Source organism: Clostridium sp. HBUAS56017 (assembly GCF_007115085.1).
In the GTDB taxonomy this organism is placed as follows: domain Bacteria; phylum Bacillota; class Clostridia; order Clostridiales; family Clostridiaceae; genus Clostridium; species Clostridium cibarium.
Window position 1 is genome coordinate 35,814 of record NZ_SULK01000019.1, and the last position, 19,334, is coordinate 55,147.

Annotated in this window: 20 protein-coding genes; 17 read left to right on the plus strand and 3 right to left on the minus strand. The window is 29.5% G+C overall.

The genetic code is table 11. From position 1 onward, the window contains the following. The first annotated feature begins 78 nt into the window (after positions 1-78). From FAY47_RS15075 to FAY47_RS15095, 5 genes are all read left to right on the plus strand, one after another. A complete protein-coding gene (locus FAY47_RS15075; RefSeq protein WP_143317729.1) occupies positions 79-1,641 on the plus strand; it encodes a PTS transporter subunit EIIC in 1,563 nt (520 codons plus the stop codon). A 1-nt stretch (position 1,642) separates the two neighbouring features. Beyond that, the gene (locus FAY47_RS15080; protein WP_143317730.1) at positions 1,643-2,980 is read left to right on the plus strand and encodes a 6-phospho-alpha-glucosidase; all 1,338 of its coding nucleotides are present in this window, start codon (positions 1,643-1,645) and stop codon (positions 2,978-2,980) included. Between the two features lie 301 nt (positions 2,981-3,281). After that, a complete protein-coding gene (locus FAY47_RS15085; protein WP_143317731.1) occupies positions 3,282-4,547 on the plus strand; it encodes a zinc dependent phospholipase C family protein in 1,266 nt (421 codons plus the stop codon). A 13-nt stretch (positions 4,548-4,560) separates the two neighbouring features. Then, positions 4,561-4,857, plus strand: coding sequence for a hypothetical protein (locus tag FAY47_RS15090; protein ID WP_143317732.1), 297 nt, complete (start codon positions 4,561-4,563; stop codon positions 4,855-4,857). 92 nt (positions 4,858-4,949) lie between these two features. Then, positions 4,950-5,186, plus strand: coding sequence for a zinc ribbon domain-containing protein (locus FAY47_RS15095; RefSeq protein ID WP_143317733.1), 237 nt, complete (start codon positions 4,950-4,952; stop codon positions 5,184-5,186). A gap of 207 nt (positions 5,187-5,393) precedes the next feature. Here the strand turns inward: FAY47_RS15095 and FAY47_RS15105 are convergent, their stop codons facing one another. Further along, on the minus strand, positions 5,394-5,711 hold the full coding sequence (locus tag FAY47_RS15105; protein WP_347562803.1) for a GNAT family N-acetyltransferase: 318 nt from the start codon (positions 5,709-5,711) through the stop codon (positions 5,394-5,396). 333 nt (positions 5,712-6,044) lie between these two features. Here FAY47_RS15105 and FAY47_RS15110 point away from each other — a divergent pair, with 333 nt between their 5' ends. The 5 genes from FAY47_RS15110 (at position 6,045) to FAY47_RS15130 (ending at position 10,245) form a co-directional block, all read left to right on the plus strand. Then, positions 6,045-6,605: a GNAT family protein gene (locus tag FAY47_RS15110; protein ID WP_143317735.1), complete on the plus strand. Its 561-nt coding sequence runs from the start codon at positions 6,045-6,047 to the stop codon at positions 6,603-6,605. A 353-nt stretch (positions 6,606-6,958) separates the two neighbouring features. After that, positions 6,959-8,464 (plus strand): exonuclease domain-containing protein, encoded by a 1,506-nt coding sequence (locus tag FAY47_RS15115; RefSeq protein ID WP_143317736.1) that lies wholly within the window; start codon positions 6,959-6,961, stop codon positions 8,462-8,464. A gap of 5 nt (positions 8,465-8,469) precedes the next feature. Beyond that, positions 8,470-8,703, plus strand: a complete 234-nt coding sequence (locus FAY47_RS15120) for a hypothetical protein (RefSeq protein WP_207706251.1) — start codon at positions 8,470-8,472, stop codon at positions 8,701-8,703. Positions 8,704-8,953: 250 nt separating this feature from the next. Next, positions 8,954-9,388, plus strand: a complete 435-nt coding sequence (locus FAY47_RS15125) for a hypothetical protein (protein ID WP_143317738.1) — start codon at positions 8,954-8,956, stop codon at positions 9,386-9,388. Positions 9,389-9,438: 50 nt separating this feature from the next. Further along, a complete protein-coding gene (locus FAY47_RS15130) occupies positions 9,439-10,245 on the plus strand; it encodes a hypothetical protein (protein WP_143317739.1) in 807 nt (268 codons plus the stop codon). Positions 10,246-10,263: 18 nt separating this feature from the next. On the opposite strand, the gene FAY47_RS15135 is transcribed toward FAY47_RS15130, so the two are convergent. Then, a complete protein-coding gene (locus FAY47_RS15135; RefSeq protein WP_143317740.1) occupies positions 10,264-10,968 on the minus strand; it encodes a hypothetical protein in 705 nt (234 codons plus the stop codon). Between the two features lie 254 nt (positions 10,969-11,222). Between FAY47_RS15135 and FAY47_RS15140 the strand changes: the two genes are divergently transcribed. The 3 genes from FAY47_RS15140 (at position 11,223) to FAY47_RS15150 (ending at position 13,871) form a co-directional block, all read left to right on the plus strand. Then, a complete protein-coding gene (locus tag FAY47_RS15140) occupies positions 11,223-12,134 on the plus strand; it encodes a DUF4261 domain-containing protein (protein WP_143317741.1) in 912 nt (303 codons plus the stop codon). Positions 12,135-12,211: 77 nt separating this feature from the next. Beyond that, positions 12,212-12,463, plus strand: a complete 252-nt coding sequence (locus tag FAY47_RS15145; RefSeq protein WP_143317742.1) for a hypothetical protein — start codon at positions 12,212-12,214, stop codon at positions 12,461-12,463. A 202-nt stretch (positions 12,464-12,665) separates the two neighbouring features. Continuing rightward, a complete protein-coding gene (locus tag FAY47_RS15150) occupies positions 12,666-13,871 on the plus strand; it encodes a hypothetical protein (protein ID WP_143317743.1) in 1,206 nt (401 codons plus the stop codon). A 146-nt stretch (positions 13,872-14,017) separates the two neighbouring features. Here the strand turns inward: FAY47_RS15150 and FAY47_RS15155 are convergent, their stop codons facing one another. Next, positions 14,018-14,959 carry a phosphotransferase gene (locus FAY47_RS15155; protein ID WP_143317744.1) on the minus strand — a complete coding sequence of 314 codons (942 nt, stop codon included), beginning with the start codon at positions 14,957-14,959 and terminating at the stop codon, positions 14,018-14,020. A gap of 320 nt (positions 14,960-15,279) precedes the next feature. Between FAY47_RS15155 and FAY47_RS15160 the strand changes: the two genes are divergently transcribed. From FAY47_RS15160 to FAY47_RS15175, 4 genes are all read left to right on the plus strand, one after another. Beyond that, positions 15,280-16,326, plus strand: coding sequence for a CatB-related O-acetyltransferase (locus FAY47_RS15160; RefSeq protein WP_143317745.1), 1,047 nt, complete (start codon positions 15,280-15,282; stop codon positions 16,324-16,326). Between the two features lie 143 nt (positions 16,327-16,469). Next, complete coding sequence (locus tag FAY47_RS15165) at positions 16,470-17,042, plus strand: helix-turn-helix transcriptional regulator (protein WP_143317746.1); 573 nt, start codon at positions 16,470-16,472, stop codon at positions 17,040-17,042. A gap of 457 nt (positions 17,043-17,499) precedes the next feature. After that, complete coding sequence (locus FAY47_RS15170; protein WP_143317747.1) at positions 17,500-17,934, plus strand: MarR family transcriptional regulator; 435 nt, start codon at positions 17,500-17,502, stop codon at positions 17,932-17,934. A 33-nt stretch (positions 17,935-17,967) separates the two neighbouring features. After that, complete coding sequence (locus tag FAY47_RS15175; RefSeq protein WP_143317748.1) at positions 17,968-19,299, plus strand: aldehyde dehydrogenase; 1,332 nt, start codon at positions 17,968-17,970, stop codon at positions 19,297-19,299. Positions 19,300-19,334 lie beyond the last annotated feature (35 nt).

The window sequence follows — 19,334 nt, forward strand, 5'->3', positions numbered from 1 at the left end:
ATAAGCGTGGAAACTCTATTGCTAGCGTAAATAAACTAGGATATATTTTAAATAAATAAAAGAAGGAGGTACTAAATCATGAGAAAAAAAATATTGTTATTAGGTCAAAAATTTTCACAAGCTGCAGTACAACCAGTTATGTTCTTAACAGTTATGGGAATTGCTCTTGCTGTTGCTGTTATTATGCAACTAGAGTTTATGCCATCATTTATAGTTTTTATTGGTACACTTTTAAAAAAGATGATGGATGCTATGTTAAATAATCTTTCTATTATCTTTTGTGTTGGAATTGCAACAGCATTTGCAAAGAAGAAAAAGGTTGATGCAGCTATCATAGGATTAATAGTTTACATTATGTTCTTAGCAAGTAATAATGCATGGCTTACATCACAAAATATGTTAGCTACGCCAGGAGCTATGGGGCTATTTGGAACTGGACAAAATACTGTTTTAGGATTTCAAGTAGTAGATATGAATGTTTTCTTAGGAATAATACTAGGATGTATTACTGGATATGTATTTAACAAGTTGGCTGATGTACAGTTTGGAGATATGTTTAGAGTATATGGTGGATCAAGATTTGTATTTATAGTAATGATTCCAATTACTTTGATATTAGCAATTGTGCTTAGTTATGTATGGCCTGCGGTAAACTATGGTATTAATGCACTATCAGGATTTATGAAGAGTGCAGGTTCACTTGGTGTATTTGTATATGCATTTGGAAATAGATTTTTAATACCAACTGGCTTGCATCATTTATTATGGATGCCATTTTGCTTCACTGGAATTGGTGGAACTTTAAATGTTGCTGGTGACGCTGCACAGGGGGCTGTTAATATTTTTTATGCTGAAATGGGTAATAGTGCTCATTTAACAGCTATTGATCCATCAATAAGGTTTGCAACCTTTGGATTTGCAAAAATCTTTGCAAGTGTAGGTGTTGTTCTTGCTATGATAAAAACTGCAAAACCACAGAATAAAAAGACCGTAAAGGGATTACTTATTCCAGCACTTTTTGTTGCAGTGGTAGCAGGTATTACAGAACCACTTGATTTTTCATTTCTTTTTATATCACCTTTGCTTTGGCTGGTACATGGTTTGCTTACCGGTTTTTCAGAAATGCTACTTTGGATACTAGGTTCAAGGACATATTCAATTTATGGATTATTGGATACATTAGTTTGTAATTCTGTAATAAGTCCAAAACTTTCAAAAATATATATTTTCTTTACAGTGGGAATTATAATGGCTGTAGTATGGTATTTAGTATTTGTTTTCTTAATTAAAAAGCTGGATATTAAGACTCCTGGTAGGGAAGAGGTCTCTGACAATGAAATTAATATTCAGGCAGATGGCAGTGCTATTGTTGAGAAGAATGCTAATGATGATCAAGATTCTGAGATATTTATTGAAGGGTTAGGTGGAGTTTACAATATTTTAGAGGTAAATAACTGTTTTACACGTTTGAGAATTGATGTAAAGGACGTTAGTAAGGTAAATAAAGAAATAATAAGTAAGGCTAAGCAAAAAGGTGTTGTTATTAAAGGAAGTAATGTACAGATTATTATTGGAATGACTGTAGAAGATGAAAAAGAAAAACTTGTTAATTTATTAAATATGAAAAAAGGAGAGATGTAAAATGAAAAAATATTCTATATGTATTGTTGGGGGAGCAAGCCGTTATACACCAGATATGCTTGCAATGTTATGTAATCAAAAAGAAAGATTTCCTTTAAGAAAAATTGTACTATATGATATTGAGAGGGAACGTCAAGAAGTAGTGGGTAAGTATGCAAAAATATTATTTAAAGAGTATTATCCAGAGTTAGAGGAAATAATATGGACTACTGATAAAAAAGAAGCATTTCAGGATATAGATTTTGCCCTTATGCAAATTAGAGCAGGAAGATTAAAGATGCGTGAAAAGGATGAAAAAATTTCACTTAAACATGGTTGTCTTGGTCAGGAAACTTGTGGAGCTGGAGGATTTGCATATGGTTTAAGAAGTGTTCCTGCTGTTATAGACTTAGTAAAGGATATTAGAACTTATTCCCCAGAATGCTGGATTTTAAATTATTCTAATCCTGCTGCAATTGTTGCAGAGGCAACGAAAAGGGTGTTCCCTGATGACTATCGAATTATTAATATTTGTGATATGCCAATTGCAATTATGGAGATTTACGCAAGTGTGCTTGGAGTAGGTAGGAGGGATTTAGAACCTAGATATTTTGGACTTAATCATTTTGGATGGTTTACCCATGTTTTGGACAAGAAGACTGGAAAAGATTATTTACCTAAGTTAAGAGAAATACTCAAAACCCCAGTAGATGTACAAACAGAACCTCTTTTCCAAGAAAAATCATGGAAATCAACTTTTGAATTTATGAGTCAGATGATAAATGATTATGATGAATATTTACCAAACACATATTTACAATACTATTTATATCCATCAAAGATGGCAAAGAAAGAAAATCCAGAGTATACAAGAGCTAATGAAGTAATGGATGGAAATGAGAAAGAAACCTATGGTAGGATGAATAAAATTATATCACTAGGTAAAATACAAGGCACAGAGTATGAGATTACTAGTGACGTGGGATGTCATGCTGAGTATATAGTTGACTTGGCTACAGCAATTGCCAATAACACCAATGAAATCTTTTTAACAATTACAGAGAATAAGGGAACTATTGAGAATGTTTCTTCTGGTGCTATGGTAGAAGTTCCATGCCGTGTTGGAAGTAATGGAGTGGAACCTTTAGTTGTAGGGAGTATACCAACTTTTTACAAGGGACTTATAGAAAATCAATATGCATATGAAAAACTAGCAGTAGATGCTTGTTTGGAGGGAAGCTATCAAAAAGCATTACAGGCACTAGTATTAAACCGTACGGTTGTAAATACTGATGTTGCCAAGGAACTATTAAAAGATTTGATTGATGCTAATAAAGGATACTGGAATGAGCTTCGTTAAATATGAGAATGGAATATGATATGGTGAGGAAATTTACCATATATTAAAAAAAACTGTAGGAGATTTATTAAAAAATATCCTACAGTTTTTTTATTACTTGTGAATATAAAAAGGTAATTAAAAAACGTGAAATATATGTAGAGGTATAGCAAGATAGGTTTAAATCACCAAAATTGTTTAAATACAAAAAGAAGAGATATTGACAATAAATATTAAAAAAACTATAATTTAACAAAAAACACTCGAGAAAAGTTGAGAAAAAATTTGCACCAAAAAAGTGTGTAAAGAGGGGGATTTTAGAATGAAAAAAATTATAAGATCAATTATAGGGTGCATAGTTGTATTGGGGGTTTTGAGCATAGATTCAAAAGAAGCTAAGTCATTCCAACCAGCAGCACATTATGCATTAATTCAGAAAGTAAAAAGTAATCTGTCTTCAGCAAGTATAATAGGACAAGCACTAAGAGAATATCCTAATATAGCAGCTTGGGGATCGCTCGGCCCTGATTTAGGATATTTTCAACCATCTGAACTTGGGGGATATGCACCATGGGCTGATAGATATCACTATTATAAAGTAGGCAGTTTTGCTAAAGAACAATTAAAAGAAGCTCTAGATTGTGGAGATAAGAAAAAAATAGCTTTTGCAGCTGGATGGGTATCTCATGTAAGTGGTGATTTAGCCTGTCATGGTATTTATGTTAATCCAGAATGTGGTGTGTATTTAGATAATGAAGATACACGTAGTAGACATAGCGAATTAGAGAAAATGGCAGATCCATATGTTTGGGCTACATTAGGAAACCAAGATCAGAATTTATATATAAATAAAAATTTGGCAAATATATATTCTAAAACCGGAAGTATTCCTTTTGATTTAATGAATAATGTTTCACAAAAAATTTATAATACTTCAGCGTCAACATCAGAAGAAAATGGATGGTGTAATGTTTTATTAGCAGGTTTAAATAGTGGTATAGGATATACTTACACTGATTATAAAGTTGCTGTAGATTATCTTAATGAAAATGGAAGAAAAGATAGATTAAATAAAGCTTTTTCTACAGCAGAAAATCAATGCACCAAATTATTAGAGCAGGCTGAAAGTGGAGAGTATAGTAATTTTACTGATAGATGGAACTTGGATGTTGGAGCAAGTGAATCTCCAATTAGCTCACTTACAGCTATAGTGAAAACAGGAACAAAATCTGGTGCAGGAACTGATGATGATATATATTTTGGTATTAAATTAAAAACTGGTGATACTAAAGAATGGAAATTAGATAAAGCATTTTATAATGACTTTGAAAATGGAGATAATGATGAATATTACTTATATATAAATGATATGGATTTTTCACCTAATTTAGTTGACAAGGTATGGCTTGAAAAGAAACATAAAGATTATTCAATTGGACAAGCATGGTATTTAGATTCTTTAGAAGTTAATGTGAATGGAAAAATAGCGCTATCAAAAGATGCAAATCAGTGGGTAAATGGAAATGATACTGTATATTTTGATGCTGATTGGTCAAGTATAACTAATACTAGTGACCCAACATTTTAATTGAGGGAAGTTTATGTTGAAAAATAATAAAAAGTTAAGTGATATATTTTCAAAAGTATCATTAGTTATAATATTATTTACAATCATGGTAATTGTAGATATACCATTAAAATTTATACCTTATATAAAAATTTCAACAGGAGCATATTTTTTACCCTTCTATTTATGTCCTATAGGGCTGTTTTTATCAGTACTTTCTTTAAAGCTAAATAAGAATAAAATAGGTTATATTGCCTTAATATTAAATGTATGTATGGTTTTATTGGAAGCTATTTTTATGGTTGTAGGCTTTAAATTTTTAGTACATTGAGATGAGATATATTACAGCATATTTTGGACAAGAAGATTGGAAAAAATTATTATTTTTAAATTTACTAAAAAAATAGAAAGGGGAAAAATAATATGAAAACATGTATAGCTTGTGGAATGCCAATGAAAACTCAAAGTGATTATGCAATGGGAGATGAAAGCAAAGATTATTGTATTTATTGTGCAAAACCAGATGGAACAATGCAATCTTATGAGGAAAAGTTAGAATCTATGACAGGGTATATTATAAAAACTCAAGGATTAGATGGGAGTGCTGCAAATAATGTAGCAAAAGAGATGTTAGATAAACTTCCAGCATGGAAGAAATAAAACTATTAGATATGAGACAATACTATCCATTTTATATGAATGGTATTTCTCATATGATAGTAAAAATAATAAATTGAGTTGGAGAACTCAAATAAATATCTACTTGCGATTATTTTAGATAATATATTTTATATTCACCAATAAATTTATACCCCAATTTTTGAGCTAGTAAATATGAAGGATAATTTGCAGCATCCCAATGAGGGGTTAAATCATGATCAAGACAATATAAAATAAATTTTGCACTACAAGAGCAGCAAGACCTTTCTTTCTAAAATTAGAATTTGTTATTATAGAAATTTCAGCTGATTTTTTTGATAGTAAACATGGGGTACAAGCTGATAATACTTTCTTATCCTTTTCTATACAGAATCCAAAGCTGTTATGTACGAAGTCCTCTCCTAAATCATAATTTAAAAAGTGATATTTCTGTAATTCATCATTACGCATTTTATTAACAGCATCTAAATCGATTCTTTTTAAAAACTTGGCATATTTATTTGTATGTATGATCTTTTCTATTATCTTTCAATTTCTCATTAATATTTTTCAAAAGTATCATCAAGATAAACTGCTTTCTATAGATGAAAATTTTTTTGTTTGTATAATTTTGGTACAATACAATTATATTACAAAATAAAGACAAAAAGGATTAATATTGAATAACGCAAATAGTAATATTCAATTTGCTAAGAACCTTGCATTAGACCATAAAAGAATAATGAGAGGACATTATGAGTATAAAAACAGAACTCTTGTTTATGCAACAAAAAGTTGTTAATATGCCTAAATTTGTATATAATATTATATATTTATGCTGGTGTTATAGTTATAATAATTTTCAAAGGGGTTGAGTTTATGAGCATAAAACATATTGACAATATTATTGATAAAGTTGAATTGAAGAATGGATCACAATTAATTTTGAGAAAGGCAACAGTAGACGATGCTAACGATATTATTGAATATTTGAATATTGTTGGTGGAGAAAGTAATAATTTACTTTTTGGAGAAGGTGAGTTTAAACTTACAATTGAACAAGAGAGAGCATATATCGAAAATATTAATAAAGATAAAAACTCTCTTATGTTGTTAGGTGTAATTGATAATAGAATTGTGAGTGTTTCTCAAATAAGTAGTGAGAACAGACAAAGAATAGGTCATAATAGTGAACTCGCAATTTCAGTAAAAAAAGAATATTGGGGAAACAGAGTTGGTAGTTTTGCTATAGAGCAGTTAATAAAATTTGCAAAAGATAATAAATCTATAAAGAATATTAGTCTTGGTGTTAAAGAGGATAATCATAATGCCATTAAACTGTATAAAAAGCATGGATTTGTAGAAGTAGGCGTTCATAAAAATTTCTTTAATATTAATGGTGATTATTATGATGAAATATTAATGGATTTATATATCTAAAGTTATTAAATAGACAAGCAATAGGTAGTTTAAATTTAACTACCTATTATTATTACTATAAATCAACAATTATATCTAACAGAGCCAACAATAAAAACTAAGATAGACGTAAGTATTATGAGGCAGACTATTAATCAGATACTTAAGATTTAAGATTAAAGTTACCGAATGAGGATCATAGAGAATCAAGTCAGATATAACTGGACGGGGAAGCGTATATTTGGAGAACCAAAATAAAAAGAGAGTAGTTTGTGAATTAATTGGATTATCAGTGGAATTGAGGAAAACAAAAGAGTAATATATAGTTAATGAACTTATGAGTAATTCAGTTAAAAATAGGGGGGGAGAAGGCTATGGGTTTTTTCGATATATTTAAGAAAAAAAGAAAGAAATCAGATGTTAAGCTACAAAATTTATCAATACAGAATGTGGAAGACCAGGTTGTTCATCAAGGTAATGTAAGTGCTGATGTTATAAATATAAATTCAAAAACAATAGAAATGTTGCATAGATCATTTATTGCATTTGATGTTGAAACAACAGGCCTAAATTCTGAATATGATAGGATTATTGAATTAGGTGCTGTTCGATTTATAGATGGTCAGCCTACGGAGGAATTTAGCACATTAGTAAATCCACAAATTAATGTTCCGAGTGCTGCAACTAAAGTAAATCATATTACAAATCAAATGATTAGTACAGCTCCAAAGGAGAATGAAGTTTATCCTAAATTATTAGATTTTTTAGGGGAGGCTTCTCAGAAAAAAATAATTATGTGTGCACACAATGCAAGTTTTGATTTCAGATTTCTTATAAGTACATTAAAAAGAATGGGGGTAGATGCAAGTTTTGATTATGTTGACACTCTTAGTTTATCTAGAAAACATATTAAAGGACTTACAAATTATAAACAAGGTACAATTGAAAAACATCTTGGTTTAGCAAATGATAATGCGCATAGGGCTTTATCGGATGCTAAAATATGTGGGAAAATCCTTTGTAATATATTGTTTAAATTAGACGAGGAAATCAATGAACAAAGAAAGAATATGGAAAAGATTAAGCCTAGTGAAGAAGAACTTGAAATATGCGGGTATATCCAAAAAATTATTAGAGATAATGGTGAGGATGTAAGTTGGATAAGATATAGGAAGAATAGTGGAAACTATATTGATGTTTCGTGTCTATATTCGTTTTTAAAATTTAAAATAGCTAAAAAGGGAAAATACATAATCATCGATAAAAAGTCTGCAAATGGATTAGAGCTTTCACAAGAACCGTGCACTAAAAGTGAAGGTGGAAGTGATTTCGTAAGGGTATTTCTTGAAAGTCCTTTTGATTTAAATATATTATCTTCATTTATAGTAAGTTCTTTTAAAGAATGCTATAAAGCTATGAATTATTATTTGGATAATGGAGAACGTGCAAAAAAGTCTGCAGAAGAATGCATAGCAATGTTAACCAAAATTGAGAATAGTGAAATAGAAGGATTACTTTCTTCAGCAGAACAGAGAATAAAAAATAATATAGCAATTGAACAGGAAAAGAAAAGAGTAATAGAAGAAAAGCAAAGAGAGAAAGAAGAAAAGAAAAAAAATAAAGTATTAGCGAAACAGAAGAAGATGCCTGAAAATACAAATAATAATGAAAGTATGTGTTCAAATAGGAAAAGAGTTGGTAGAGGAATTATTCAATTAAATGATGATGGAACAATTATTCAAGAATATGAAACGGTAGCATCAGCAGTTAGAGAGACAGGAGTTAATTCTAAGAGTATAAGAGATGCTGCCAAAGGGATGCAGAAGCATGCAGGAGGATTTTGTTGGAGATACAAGGATGAAGTGCTGAAAAACGAATAGAAGTTTTGGGAGAGGATGAAGAACAAATGGGTATTTTAAGTAGATTATTTAAAAAGAAAGAAACTGTTACTGCATATGTAAAATATTTTTTGTATGAGTGTGGAATTAGTAAACCAGAGAAATATCATAAACAAATGATAAATGAAGGTTATTTGGCAGTCTCGACAATTGAAGCAATAGTACAAGCACTTAAAGTTGATACATTAAAAAAATTTTTAAAAAAGCTAAATTTACATTAGAAAATACTAATTCTGGTTTAATTCAAAGTAATAGACCAGACCCATTTGCCTTTAACTTCAACGAAATTGAAAAAAGTGTTCAACTATATCTATGTATAATATGTAAAAAATAAGTAATGCAGCAATATACTATTGCCTTACTTATTTTAATAATTTATGTGAGATATAATAATTACTAATTAATTCATAGGAAATGTAAATTAATAGTGACAAAAATAACTACTAAATGGTAATTTGTGGAGAAGATATTATGATTGAAGTATTATTATCATATGCTATTTTGTTGCATTTGGAATTAGTGTCGGATGCAGAATATAATGAATATCTTGATGAGCTTTTTTTAAAACATCCTGATAATGATTTGCTATTAGAATTAGAGTGGGGAACTTTAGATATGGAAGGTACAATTAAAATTATTTTTAACTACTGTTTAGATAATAATGTTGATTATGATACCTTTGGCTGCTTTTTGCTCAGTAGGTTAGAAGAAATTTATTATAAAGATGCTATGGATATACGAATCTTTGGATCAAAAATGTACTCATTATGGAGAGTGTTGCCATCTGATATTGCGAATAAAGAACCATTTTGGACTATGTCTTATGCTGATGATCCTTTGTTGTATGGAGATGAAAGACAAACAAGAGAACTTTATCAAAAGATGTTTCAGTATTATAAGAAATAAAAAATTACATTATGATAGACAAATCAAGATTTAGAGTGAGAGCATAATTTATGAATGATATAGTTAAAGAAATTAAAAAATTAAATGAACAATCTTCAAGAGAAGATGTTCTAAGGTTGGCTCAGTTTGATTTTAAGAAATTTGAATTAAATAGTGAGCATAATGATAATATTAAATTAATCTTTGATTGGAAGAATTTAAAGGGTATTCATATAGAAAACAGTATTAGAGCAAATAATATATACAGGGCATTGAATTGGGATAATGAAGAATATCATGATATTATTACTTCTTTTTTGTATGTTTATTTACTTTCATTAACAAAGTTTTATCCAGAAAAATTTAGAATAAGTGATAGTAATGTGATAATGGTTCAAGGTATGCTAGGACAAAGAGCCTATTCTAATAAATATTTGAGTGAGCATTATATGGAATTTAAAGAGGCTAATAAAAACGTACATATTCAAAGATTTGCATCACTTACTCATAGTTTTGGAAATTTCATGCCATGTCCAAATTCACTTTTTAATAGCATTAAAGGCACCACAAAAAGTATATCTGATTTTCTTGATATTCTAATAAATAAAGTGAATAATTTATCTTTTATAAATAAGAGAGTAAATAAAGACATGATGATTGAATGGAAAAAATGGTTTGATGCAGAAAATTATTTTATATATAAGGATGATTATAATAAAATAAATGATTTAGATGAATTAATCAAGATGTCAAAAGAGGACTACTTAAAAATTATAGAAAAGTTGAATAATAGAATAATTAAAAGGGGATTGCTCATGGTAGCTACAATTAATCCAAAAGTAAAAAAGCTATGTGAAGAGGCTAGCAAATTATATTAGTATTTGCTAGCACAAACTTTAGGATAATAAAAACTTATATTCAAACCGTTCATTAAAATCACCATTTAAACAATAATATACTGTATTTAAATTCTTTGAGTAGACCATAGAAAATGTAGTAATCCATTCTCCATTTCTTTGACTTACAGAATCAAGTATACTAAATGCTGTTTCAACATTTACTTGCTCTGCTTTTTCAAATGCACTCGTTACTGATTTGAACCTGTCACAATTGCATTCAACATTTTCATTTAAATAATCCCATAATGAGAAATTTGTCATAACAAAAAATGGTGAAGATTTAGCTGGGCTACTTATATTACCACGACCAGGTTCTACTACCCAAGCATTACCATTGGAATCACAAATCATATTATGGCAACTCCAATCTGGGACATTAACAACTTCAACATTTCTTAAATATTCTTCTAAGTTTTCAGTGGAAATTACTCCTTTAAGTATATCTGTTATAAGTTTAGTTGTATGAGTAACTTTTTTGCTTGGTCTTCTGTATAAACCTTTTCCATTTGAATTAACTACAAGATTATTAAAGAACCTACCAAAACGATCCACTCCAAATGATGGATATTTTCCACGACCTCCATCAACTTGCACAGTAAACCAGCTAGGATTCTTAGTATCAATAGAATATTTCATGCCATTGTTATCAAAATTAATTCCAATAATCGTATCTTGTCCTCGATAAATAAAACTTGTACACATAATTGTCTCCTAAATAATTATTTTAGTTAGATAACGCTTACTTCAGCATAATTTATATCTGATTATAACATTTATTTCATTATAATATATGTAATTACAATTGAGAAACAAAATTAAAAGAATTTTTTTAAGTATTAAAGTTAAGGAAATGATGCTTTTTATATCATTAGCTTATGTTATAATTACTTTAGTGATTTTTGGAAATACAACCAAGGATTAAATATATATTATCAAAGTGAATAGAAGGAGAATGTATGGGATTATTTGATAAGTTTAAGAAACAAGAGAAAACACATGATGTATTTCAGCAAGATCTAAGTCATAAAGAATCACCAGGTTCTGTATTTGTTATACATTTGTTAATGAGAGAGAAATGCGACATGCCTAATAAGGAAATTATGACTTCAGTTATGCAAAAACATTTGGGTGATGTGGAATGTTTCTGTCATAATAAAGATATTTGTGGTTTTGCGGTAAAGAAGCATAAATTAGAATTTGAAGAAGGTTTAATGCCAGTTCAACTTATGATAACTGGCTGTACAGATAGAGAAGAGCATAAGATCGATGAGTTTACTAAAAGTCAGATGTGGGATTGCATGGAAGATAGGGATAGGATTTTAGCAGAATGTAAATATCAGGTTAGTGCTATGGATATGTTGGCTCGTGGAATGGAATATAAAGAACGTGGGGATATGCTAATGGACTATATGGAAGCTCTTGTGGAAATGTATCCACAATGTGAGGCAATTCTATTTCAAACATCTGGCAAGATGTTTACTGCAGCACAAATCCGTGAGCATAAAATTCAAAGAGAGAGCCGTTTTATCTATTTTGCGGTTAATGTTCGCTTCTTTAATATTGAAGGAACTAATGACATGATGGTAGATACCATTGGAATGAGTACATTGTATTTACCGGATTTACAATATCATTTTCATGGTATTGACCAAAACTGGATTGTTAATCATGCTTATAATTTACTTTCTTATATTTATGATAATAATAACCCTATAGAGAGTGGAGAAACTGTTGATGGAATAACAGCTGGTAAAATGGATAGAAATGTACAGTGGAAATGCCATTATGAAGATGCGATGATTCAACCATCAAGAGGTGTACTAGATATATATATGAATGAGTATGCTTCTGGTGGAAGAGATTATTAGTAATTAGAAAGTCTTAAAAATATTAATAAATAATTTAAAGTAGTTATTACAGATAGATATGGGGGCTGGAATTAATTATGAGAGTTATTGGTAGGGGAAATACAGCAGAGGTTCTAGAACAACTGGATGATAAGGTATGCAAATTGTTTTATGAAGGATATCCTAATAGCGCTATTGAACGTGAATACAATAATGCAAAATTAATGCAAACAATGAGCATACCCATGCCTCAAGTTTATGAAATTGTGCATGTTGGAGTGCGTACAGGAATAATCTATAGTAGGCTTCAGGGACAATCTATGTTGGAAAATTGCTCTAAGGCAATATGATGTTGCTCGTACATATATCTTAATTTCAGAGGGAGATGTACCGCAAGAAATATCTAACAGAGAAGAAATTATATATATGCAAAAGCAACTAGCTGAAATGTATTTGAAGAAACTACATGTTTTATACAATGAGATTAGCCAATATGTATCAATAATACAAAAATGCCGTGAATATAAATCTTATTGTCTAGGGGGATTATAGATGAAAAATATATTTAATGATCATATAAAACATTATAAAAACTTTAATATGGGGGCAGAAATAGATATAGCTGGAACTTTTATTTATAATGGAATAAAAGAATTAGATTCTATTGAGTCATTTCACTATGGAAGTGAAGTTTTTACATTTCTATATCCTATATCTGTTGGTATTGAAAGACTTCAAAAATCATTAATAGTATTAGTAGAAAATATATCAGAGGATGAAATAGAGGATTTTGAAAGAAGCTTAATTACACACAGTCATCAAGGGTTACATGATAGGATAAAAAAGCATATTGATATTAAATTCAATTCTAGACAAAATGGTTTTTTACAGATACTTAACAATTTTTATAAGAATTGTAGATATGAAAGATTCAATATTAAAGGTCAATATGACTCTGAAAAAGTAATTTTAATAGATTACATAAAAGCCAATCTAAGTGACGATAAAATTGAAAGAGATATATTTGGCAATGAGATTAATACAACAAAAACTAAAGAGTTATTAGGAAGGGTAATAGGTTCTATTGCTAGAACTTATTATGAAAATATTTATGAATTTGCATCTAGGGAAAATTTATACACATATGAATTAAGAAGCGGCTCTAAAGCCAGTAAAATTTTTCTTTCACAAGTAAGCAAAAATTCATTACAGGAGCAGATTATAAATGAACAAATATCATTAAAAGAGTTTTTAGTTTTTCTTATTAACACTAAATCTAAAAATAGCTTTTATAAATTTATAAAAGAAATTCAACCACTTAATCTTGATATAGCTCTTGCAAATTCATATTTAGAATCTATTTGTAAAGGAAATATACCAAGTGATTTGGTAGATGAAGTTGAATTTTGGTATGAAGAATGTAGTTATTCAAAAGATAGAGTTGAAATGATAGACTGTATTGGAAATACTATGATGGATTTTGAATTTGGAGTAATTTTAAAGTTAAAGGAAGAGTTAGAAAAAGTAATTTCAAGAGAATCTACATGTGATAATTTTGCTAATGAATTTTCTGAAAGAATTGAAGAAATAGATGATGAAGAAGTATTAAGAATATTAAATGATATTTTAATTATATGTAATGAATATAAGCAGGATAATAATGATTCTACTACTAGAGAAGAGGGGTTTTTTACCAATATTGAATCATTATATGAGGAGCTTATATCATATATAGGTGGAAGAGCGGATATAGAATAATGTAGAGTTATGTATATGAGTTGTTAAAAGATATCACTGATGAGGATTTTTCAAAAGTAGTCTATGATTGGCAATGTTGCTAGTGTATAAGGGAGTTTATGATACTCATAGATCGTAGTAAAGAGAAAATTAACAAATCAAAGTTATTAGGATAGGCTTTTAAAGTCTATCCTATATTTATCTTTATTTTCTAAATACCACTTAGGAATTGTCAAGTTGAAATTATCATAATGATGGAATGCTTCAAGACAACGTTTGGTCATTCCATCGATATCTTTCTGTCCAAATTCTTCTGCCCATTTAATTGAATATAAAGATGCATGTGCAACATATACTGCTTGTGATTTCCAAAAATCAATTGGAGGATTTCCAGTAAAGTATCCTTGGATTTGTCCTATTGAGAAGGCAATACTGTGGTCTATATCAAAGCTTTGAATTTTATAAAATTCTTCATATTTATCTCCACATTTCCAACGGTTAAAATCTATAACTCCAATTCTTTTGTCAGGTGTGTATATTAAGTTTCCAACATGAAAATCACCATGTTCATAAACAGGGGATGACTTACACAACATATCAATATTGTTTTTAACAAATGTTATGGCAATTTCATCATTTGGGATTCGGACAGATGAATCTTCATACCTTTGTAACTGTAATAATTTTTTAGAAATTCTATTTACCGAAGGAACATCTTGAAGATCAACTGGAATGCTGTGAATTTGTTTTAAAATCTTACCTGAATATAAGCCAAGTTGATATTGTTCTATTTCAGGTAAAGAATGTAGCTTTTCTTCAAGGGAACAACCTTCTACCCAACTTAAAAGCATATAAACATTTTTATGTTCATTAAAATATCCAAATTCTATTGCTCTAGACATTTGAAAATCAAGTGTGTTAAATTTCTTAATGATTTCAAATTCTTTCTTTTTTTCCTCATAGATATCAGCATTAGATATACGAAGCAGGTATTTGATATTTTTATTATCTTCTATGTAGTATTTTTCATCAGATGACCAGCCATATTCTATCTTTTTTATTTTTACCCATGTACTTGAAGTTTTTATATCATTAAAATTGTAATTCATTATATACCTCTCAAATTATATTTACTATCTAATATACTCTTTATAGTAATAGCAAATCTTTTAACATATACAATAAGTATACAATTTATTGTAAGAATATTATACAGATATTGATGAAAAATACATATTAATACTACTTGATTAAAAGATACAGCAACATTTCACAAACAATACAGAAATATTTCACAAACAGCACGAGTGAAGAATCATCCGATAATGTATTATATAATAGGGAGCATTATGATATAAATTATCATTGCAAAAAGCAGTAAGATAACTTGTACAAAATAGCTTTAACATAAATAAAAAAGAGGTAAAGTATGGTTATTAATTTTTCAGTACCAGTTGAAAAAAATACGGAAACTAAAAGACACTACATTAATATGAGTAATGGAAGTACATTTCCTACAGTGTGTGTTGGGAGAGACTCTTATATAGTAGATGGGGAAATTACTAGTGGAGTTCAGCTTACTATATCAAAAGGGTACGCTGTTCATAATTTACACATAGGTCAATTTGTTTCAATCGCACACGGTGTGGGTTTTACTATGGGATTAGGGCACGATTATCTTAATTTATCAACAGGAACATCAAAGTTATTTAAAGAAAATAATGAGCATAACTATGAAGGTGGATATAAGGAAAAGGGACAAATATTAATTCAAAATGATGTATGGTTAGGTCATGATGTAACTGTTATGGCAGGAGTAACAATTCATAATGGAGCAATTGTAGCAGCTAACTCACATGTTGTTAACGATGTCCCTCCATATGCAATAGTAGGAGGAAATCCTGCAAAGATAATAAAATATAGATTTAGTGAAGAGATAATAGAAAAGCTTCTTACTATTCAATGGTGGAATTGGAGCGATGAAAGGATTAAAGAAAATAGAGAATTCTTTAAAAGTAGAAATATCGTTGATTTTTGTAATAAGTTTTATAATGAGGCATTAGAGAATAATAAAAAAATTAAAGATATTGAAATACCAAAAAAGGAGAATACATATCTATTTTTTATGGATTTTACAGAACAATATTCTCTTTGGGAAAGAGTAATTAAAGAATTCATAAATAATTTTAAGTTAAAAACAGACCATTTGTTAATTTTATACATTGATGAAGAATTTGCAAATAATAATATGAATTTAATCAATTTGCTTAGTGAATTTATAGATGAACAATTAGTAACTGAGAACTCTATGTGTAGTATTAGTATTTGTATAGAAAATAAAGAAAATGAGAGAAGTATGTTTAAAAAGACAGATTACTTCATTACAAATAGAAGTGAGTTCACAATCCTTCATTCAGAATATTCATATGAAAATAATGTTAAAGTAATATCAGGTGTTGATATTCCAATATTCTAAATCAAGTGTATTTTAATTATTAAAAGGTTGATAATAATGCTATGCTACAGAGCGTATCATTAATGTAATCTAGTATTTCTTGTTTTTTATGGGTAATAATCATTATAATAGTCTTACACATAAACAAGGAGGTTAAATAAAAAATGAGTATAGGCAAGAAAATAAAAGAATGTAGAAAGAAGGCTAGTCTCACACAGGAAGAACTAGCAGAAAAATTATGTGTTTCAAGACAAGCCATTACCAAATGGGAAGCAGATAGAGGTATGCCTGATATTGGGAATATTCAAAATATATCCAAGTTGTTTGGAGTTAGTATTGATTATTTATTAGATGATGGAGAAAATCTATTGAGTTCCGTAGTACAAGAAACTATCAACATTAAGGATTATGAAAAGATTGGCAAATTCCGTTCTAGATATGATGCTGCAGTGAGAGCTAAGTATCCAAAGGCAGCAATTATATATCCCTTGATACGTCTTAAGAAACTGAGTTTCATTGAAAATATTATTGATTTTCTAGTACAGCCTGGGGTATTGCAGATGGCAGATTCTTTAAACAATATGTCAGCCTATTACTTAGTTCAATTAGAGCAGAAGCAACTTCTTGTAAATGTAACAAAAGAGTTTATTGAGAGCAGAGAGCTAAACTGTAAATTCACAAAAAAGAAGATGGTAATTGGAACTAACATATTTAAGAAGTGTACCTATACAATATAATAAATAAAAGATATTAAGTGCAATATAGAAACAAATTTAACTTCTATAGAAATAATTAAAGAGTGGTATAAGCCACTCTTTTTGTATGTTAAGATTCTTGGGGGGGGAATAACTTTTATACAGCTAGAGGTTTGGGTAGCAATGGAACAAAAAACGGCTGTAATAATGGGGGAAAATAACAACACATAAGAATTCAAGTATACAGATAATTGAATTCTTATGTGTTTTCTTATACTTTTTTATCTATCTATTAATCTTAATGTGTTCAATAGTTTATATTACTACCAACATGGTATAGGTAAGAAATACATACTAAAAAAGATATTAAATATTATATGGTTTTTGGTAGATGTTTAATCTAAATATATAAACACACATATATATTTGACAATAAATGGTAATAAGCATATAATAAGCATATCAATTATTGTTACAACAAGTATACGGAGGTGAATGTATGTATGAATCTATAGGACAGATTACAAATCAAACTAATAAAAAAATAATATATTTTTTGAATTCAAAACTTGAAGTATTTGATATTACTCTTGAACAATGGAATGTATTATTGAAATTATCCCAGGAAAATAAAATTAACCAGAAGCAATTAGCTCATAAAGTAGATAAGGATGAACCAACTTTAGCAAGGATTTTAAATATTTTAGAAAGAAAAGGATTGGTTGTAAGACAACCTAGTAAAGAAGATAAAAGAGCTTTTTGTTTAAATTTAACAGATAAGGGGGTAAGTCTTAAGAAGAAGATTGAGCCATTTTTTGGAAGTCTTTTTGAAATAATTATATCTGGTGTTGCAATTGAAGAAATAGAAATATATAAACGTGTTCTTATGAAAATTAACAATAATATAAACATTAAACATGTAGGTAAGAAATAATTTAAATTTATTAAAAATAGGAGGAAAAAAATTATGAGACAGTTAGGAGTATTTGAAACAGCAACAGAAGCATGCGTAGCAGCCACAGTTGCACAAAAGGAGCTAGTGCTTAAATATACACTGGAGGATAGAAATCGTTTTATAGACAGTATCCGTAAAAATATAATGGAAAACATAGAGATGCTTGGTAAGATGGAATTTGATGAGACAGGTTACGGAAGAGTTGAAGATAAAGTAGAAAAAAACACAGGTGCAGTTATGCTATCTCAAGGTACAGAAGCTATTCCACATAACATGTATGCCTCTGATAAGGGACTTACAGTAGAATATTATGCACCATTTGGTGTTGTAGGGGCTGTTACACCTGTAACAAATCCTTCTGCTACAATTGTAGGAAATGCTATTGCTAATGTTGCAGCTGGAAATGCAGTTGTATTTAATGTACATCCTTCAGCTAAGAAAACCTCAGCCATAACAGTACATTTAGTAAACAAAGCCATTAATGAAGCTGGTGGACCTGTTAATTTGTTTACCATGCCAAGAGAATCTACTTTAGATACACTTGATGAAATTATGGCACATCCATCAGTTAAATTATTGGTAGGAACAGGTGGCCCTGGAATGGTTAAAACACTTATGAGCTCAGGTAAGAAGGTTATTGCAGCTGGTCCAGGTAATCCACCATCAATCGTTGATGAAACAGTTGATTTAAAAAAAGCGGCAGCAGGAATTTATGGATCATCCTCTTTTGATAACAATTTACTTTGCATAGCAGAAAAAGAGATATTTGTAGTAGATGCTATATTTGATAACTTTATGAAAGAGTTAGAAGCAGTAGGTGCTTATCGTGTAAATACTAAAGAAGGAAAAAAATTAACAGATATTTGTGTTGTAAAATCACCAAATGGCAATTATGTTGCAAATAAAAAGTATGTTGGTAAACACGCAAATGTAATCTTAAATGCAGCAGGTATTAAGATTGATATTGATCCTAGAATAGCTATTTTTGAAGCACAGAATGATGATCCTTTAGTTCAGACTGAGCAGATGATGCCTATTATTCCTATTGTACGTTGCAGAGATTTCCAAGAAGCAATGGAAAGAGCAGTTGCAGCAGAGCATGATTGCAAACATTCCGCATCTATTTGGTCAAATGATATCAACAGAGTAACTGCTTTTGGAAAAGTTATAAATACAACTATTTTTGTTCAAAATGGCGGGACAATGGCAGCATTTGGTATTGGCGGTACTGGAACAAATGCACCTACTATTGCTACACCAACAGGTGAAGGGGTAACAGGACCACAATCATTTGTAAGAAGAAGAAGATTTTGTATGGCAGATGGTGGAAATTATCTTTTGTAACAAAATAATGGATAATAGAGGCATGGTTTAGGGCT

Excerpts from the sequence above, each read along its gene's own strand:
- FAY47_RS15075 (WP_143317729.1), top strand. The coding sequence starts at position 79 with ATGAGAAAAAAAATATTGTTATTAGGTCAAAAATTTTCACAAGCTGCA.
- FAY47_RS15080 (WP_143317730.1), top strand. The coding sequence starts at position 1,643 with ATGAAAAAATATTCTATATGTATTGTTGGGGGAGCAAGCCGTTATACA.
- FAY47_RS15085 (WP_143317731.1), top strand. The coding sequence starts at position 3,282 with ATGAAAAAAATTATAAGATCAATTATAGGGTGCATAGTTGTATTGGGG.
- FAY47_RS15090 (WP_143317732.1), top strand. The coding sequence starts at position 4,561 with ATGTTGAAAAATAATAAAAAGTTAAGTGATATATTTTCAAAAGTATCA.
- FAY47_RS15095 (WP_143317733.1), top strand. The coding sequence starts at position 4,950 with ATGAAAACATGTATAGCTTGTGGAATGCCAATGAAAACTCAAAGTGAT.
- FAY47_RS15110 (WP_143317735.1), top strand. The coding sequence starts at position 6,045 with ATGAGCATAAAACATATTGACAATATTATTGATAAAGTTGAATTGAAG.
- FAY47_RS15115 (WP_143317736.1), top strand. The coding sequence starts at position 6,959 with ATGGGTTTTTTCGATATATTTAAGAAAAAAAGAAAGAAATCAGATGTT.
- FAY47_RS15125 (WP_143317738.1), top strand. The coding sequence starts at position 8,954 with ATGATTGAAGTATTATTATCATATGCTATTTTGTTGCATTTGGAATTA.
- FAY47_RS15130 (WP_143317739.1), top strand. The coding sequence starts at position 9,439 with ATGAATGATATAGTTAAAGAAATTAAAAAATTAAATGAACAATCTTCA.
- FAY47_RS15135 (WP_143317740.1), bottom strand. The coding sequence starts at position 10,968 with ATGTGTACAAGTTTTATTTATCGAGGACAAGATACGATTATTGGAATT.
- FAY47_RS15140 (WP_143317741.1), top strand. The coding sequence starts at position 11,223 with ATGGGATTATTTGATAAGTTTAAGAAACAAGAGAAAACACATGATGTA.
- FAY47_RS15145 (WP_143317742.1), top strand. The coding sequence starts at position 12,212 with ATGAGAGTTATTGGTAGGGGAAATACAGCAGAGGTTCTAGAACAACTG.
- FAY47_RS15150 (WP_143317743.1), top strand. The coding sequence starts at position 12,666 with ATGAAAAATATATTTAATGATCATATAAAACATTATAAAAACTTTAAT.
- FAY47_RS15155 (WP_143317744.1), bottom strand. The coding sequence starts at position 14,959 with ATGAATTACAATTTTAATGATATAAAAACTTCAAGTACATGGGTAAAA.
- FAY47_RS15160 (WP_143317745.1), top strand. The coding sequence starts at position 15,280 with ATGGTTATTAATTTTTCAGTACCAGTTGAAAAAAATACGGAAACTAAA.
- FAY47_RS15165 (WP_143317746.1), top strand. The coding sequence starts at position 16,470 with ATGAGTATAGGCAAGAAAATAAAAGAATGTAGAAAGAAGGCTAGTCTC.
- FAY47_RS15170 (WP_143317747.1), top strand. The coding sequence starts at position 17,500 with ATGTATGAATCTATAGGACAGATTACAAATCAAACTAATAAAAAAATA.
- FAY47_RS15175 (WP_143317748.1), top strand. The coding sequence starts at position 17,968 with ATGAGACAGTTAGGAGTATTTGAAACAGCAACAGAAGCATGCGTAGCA.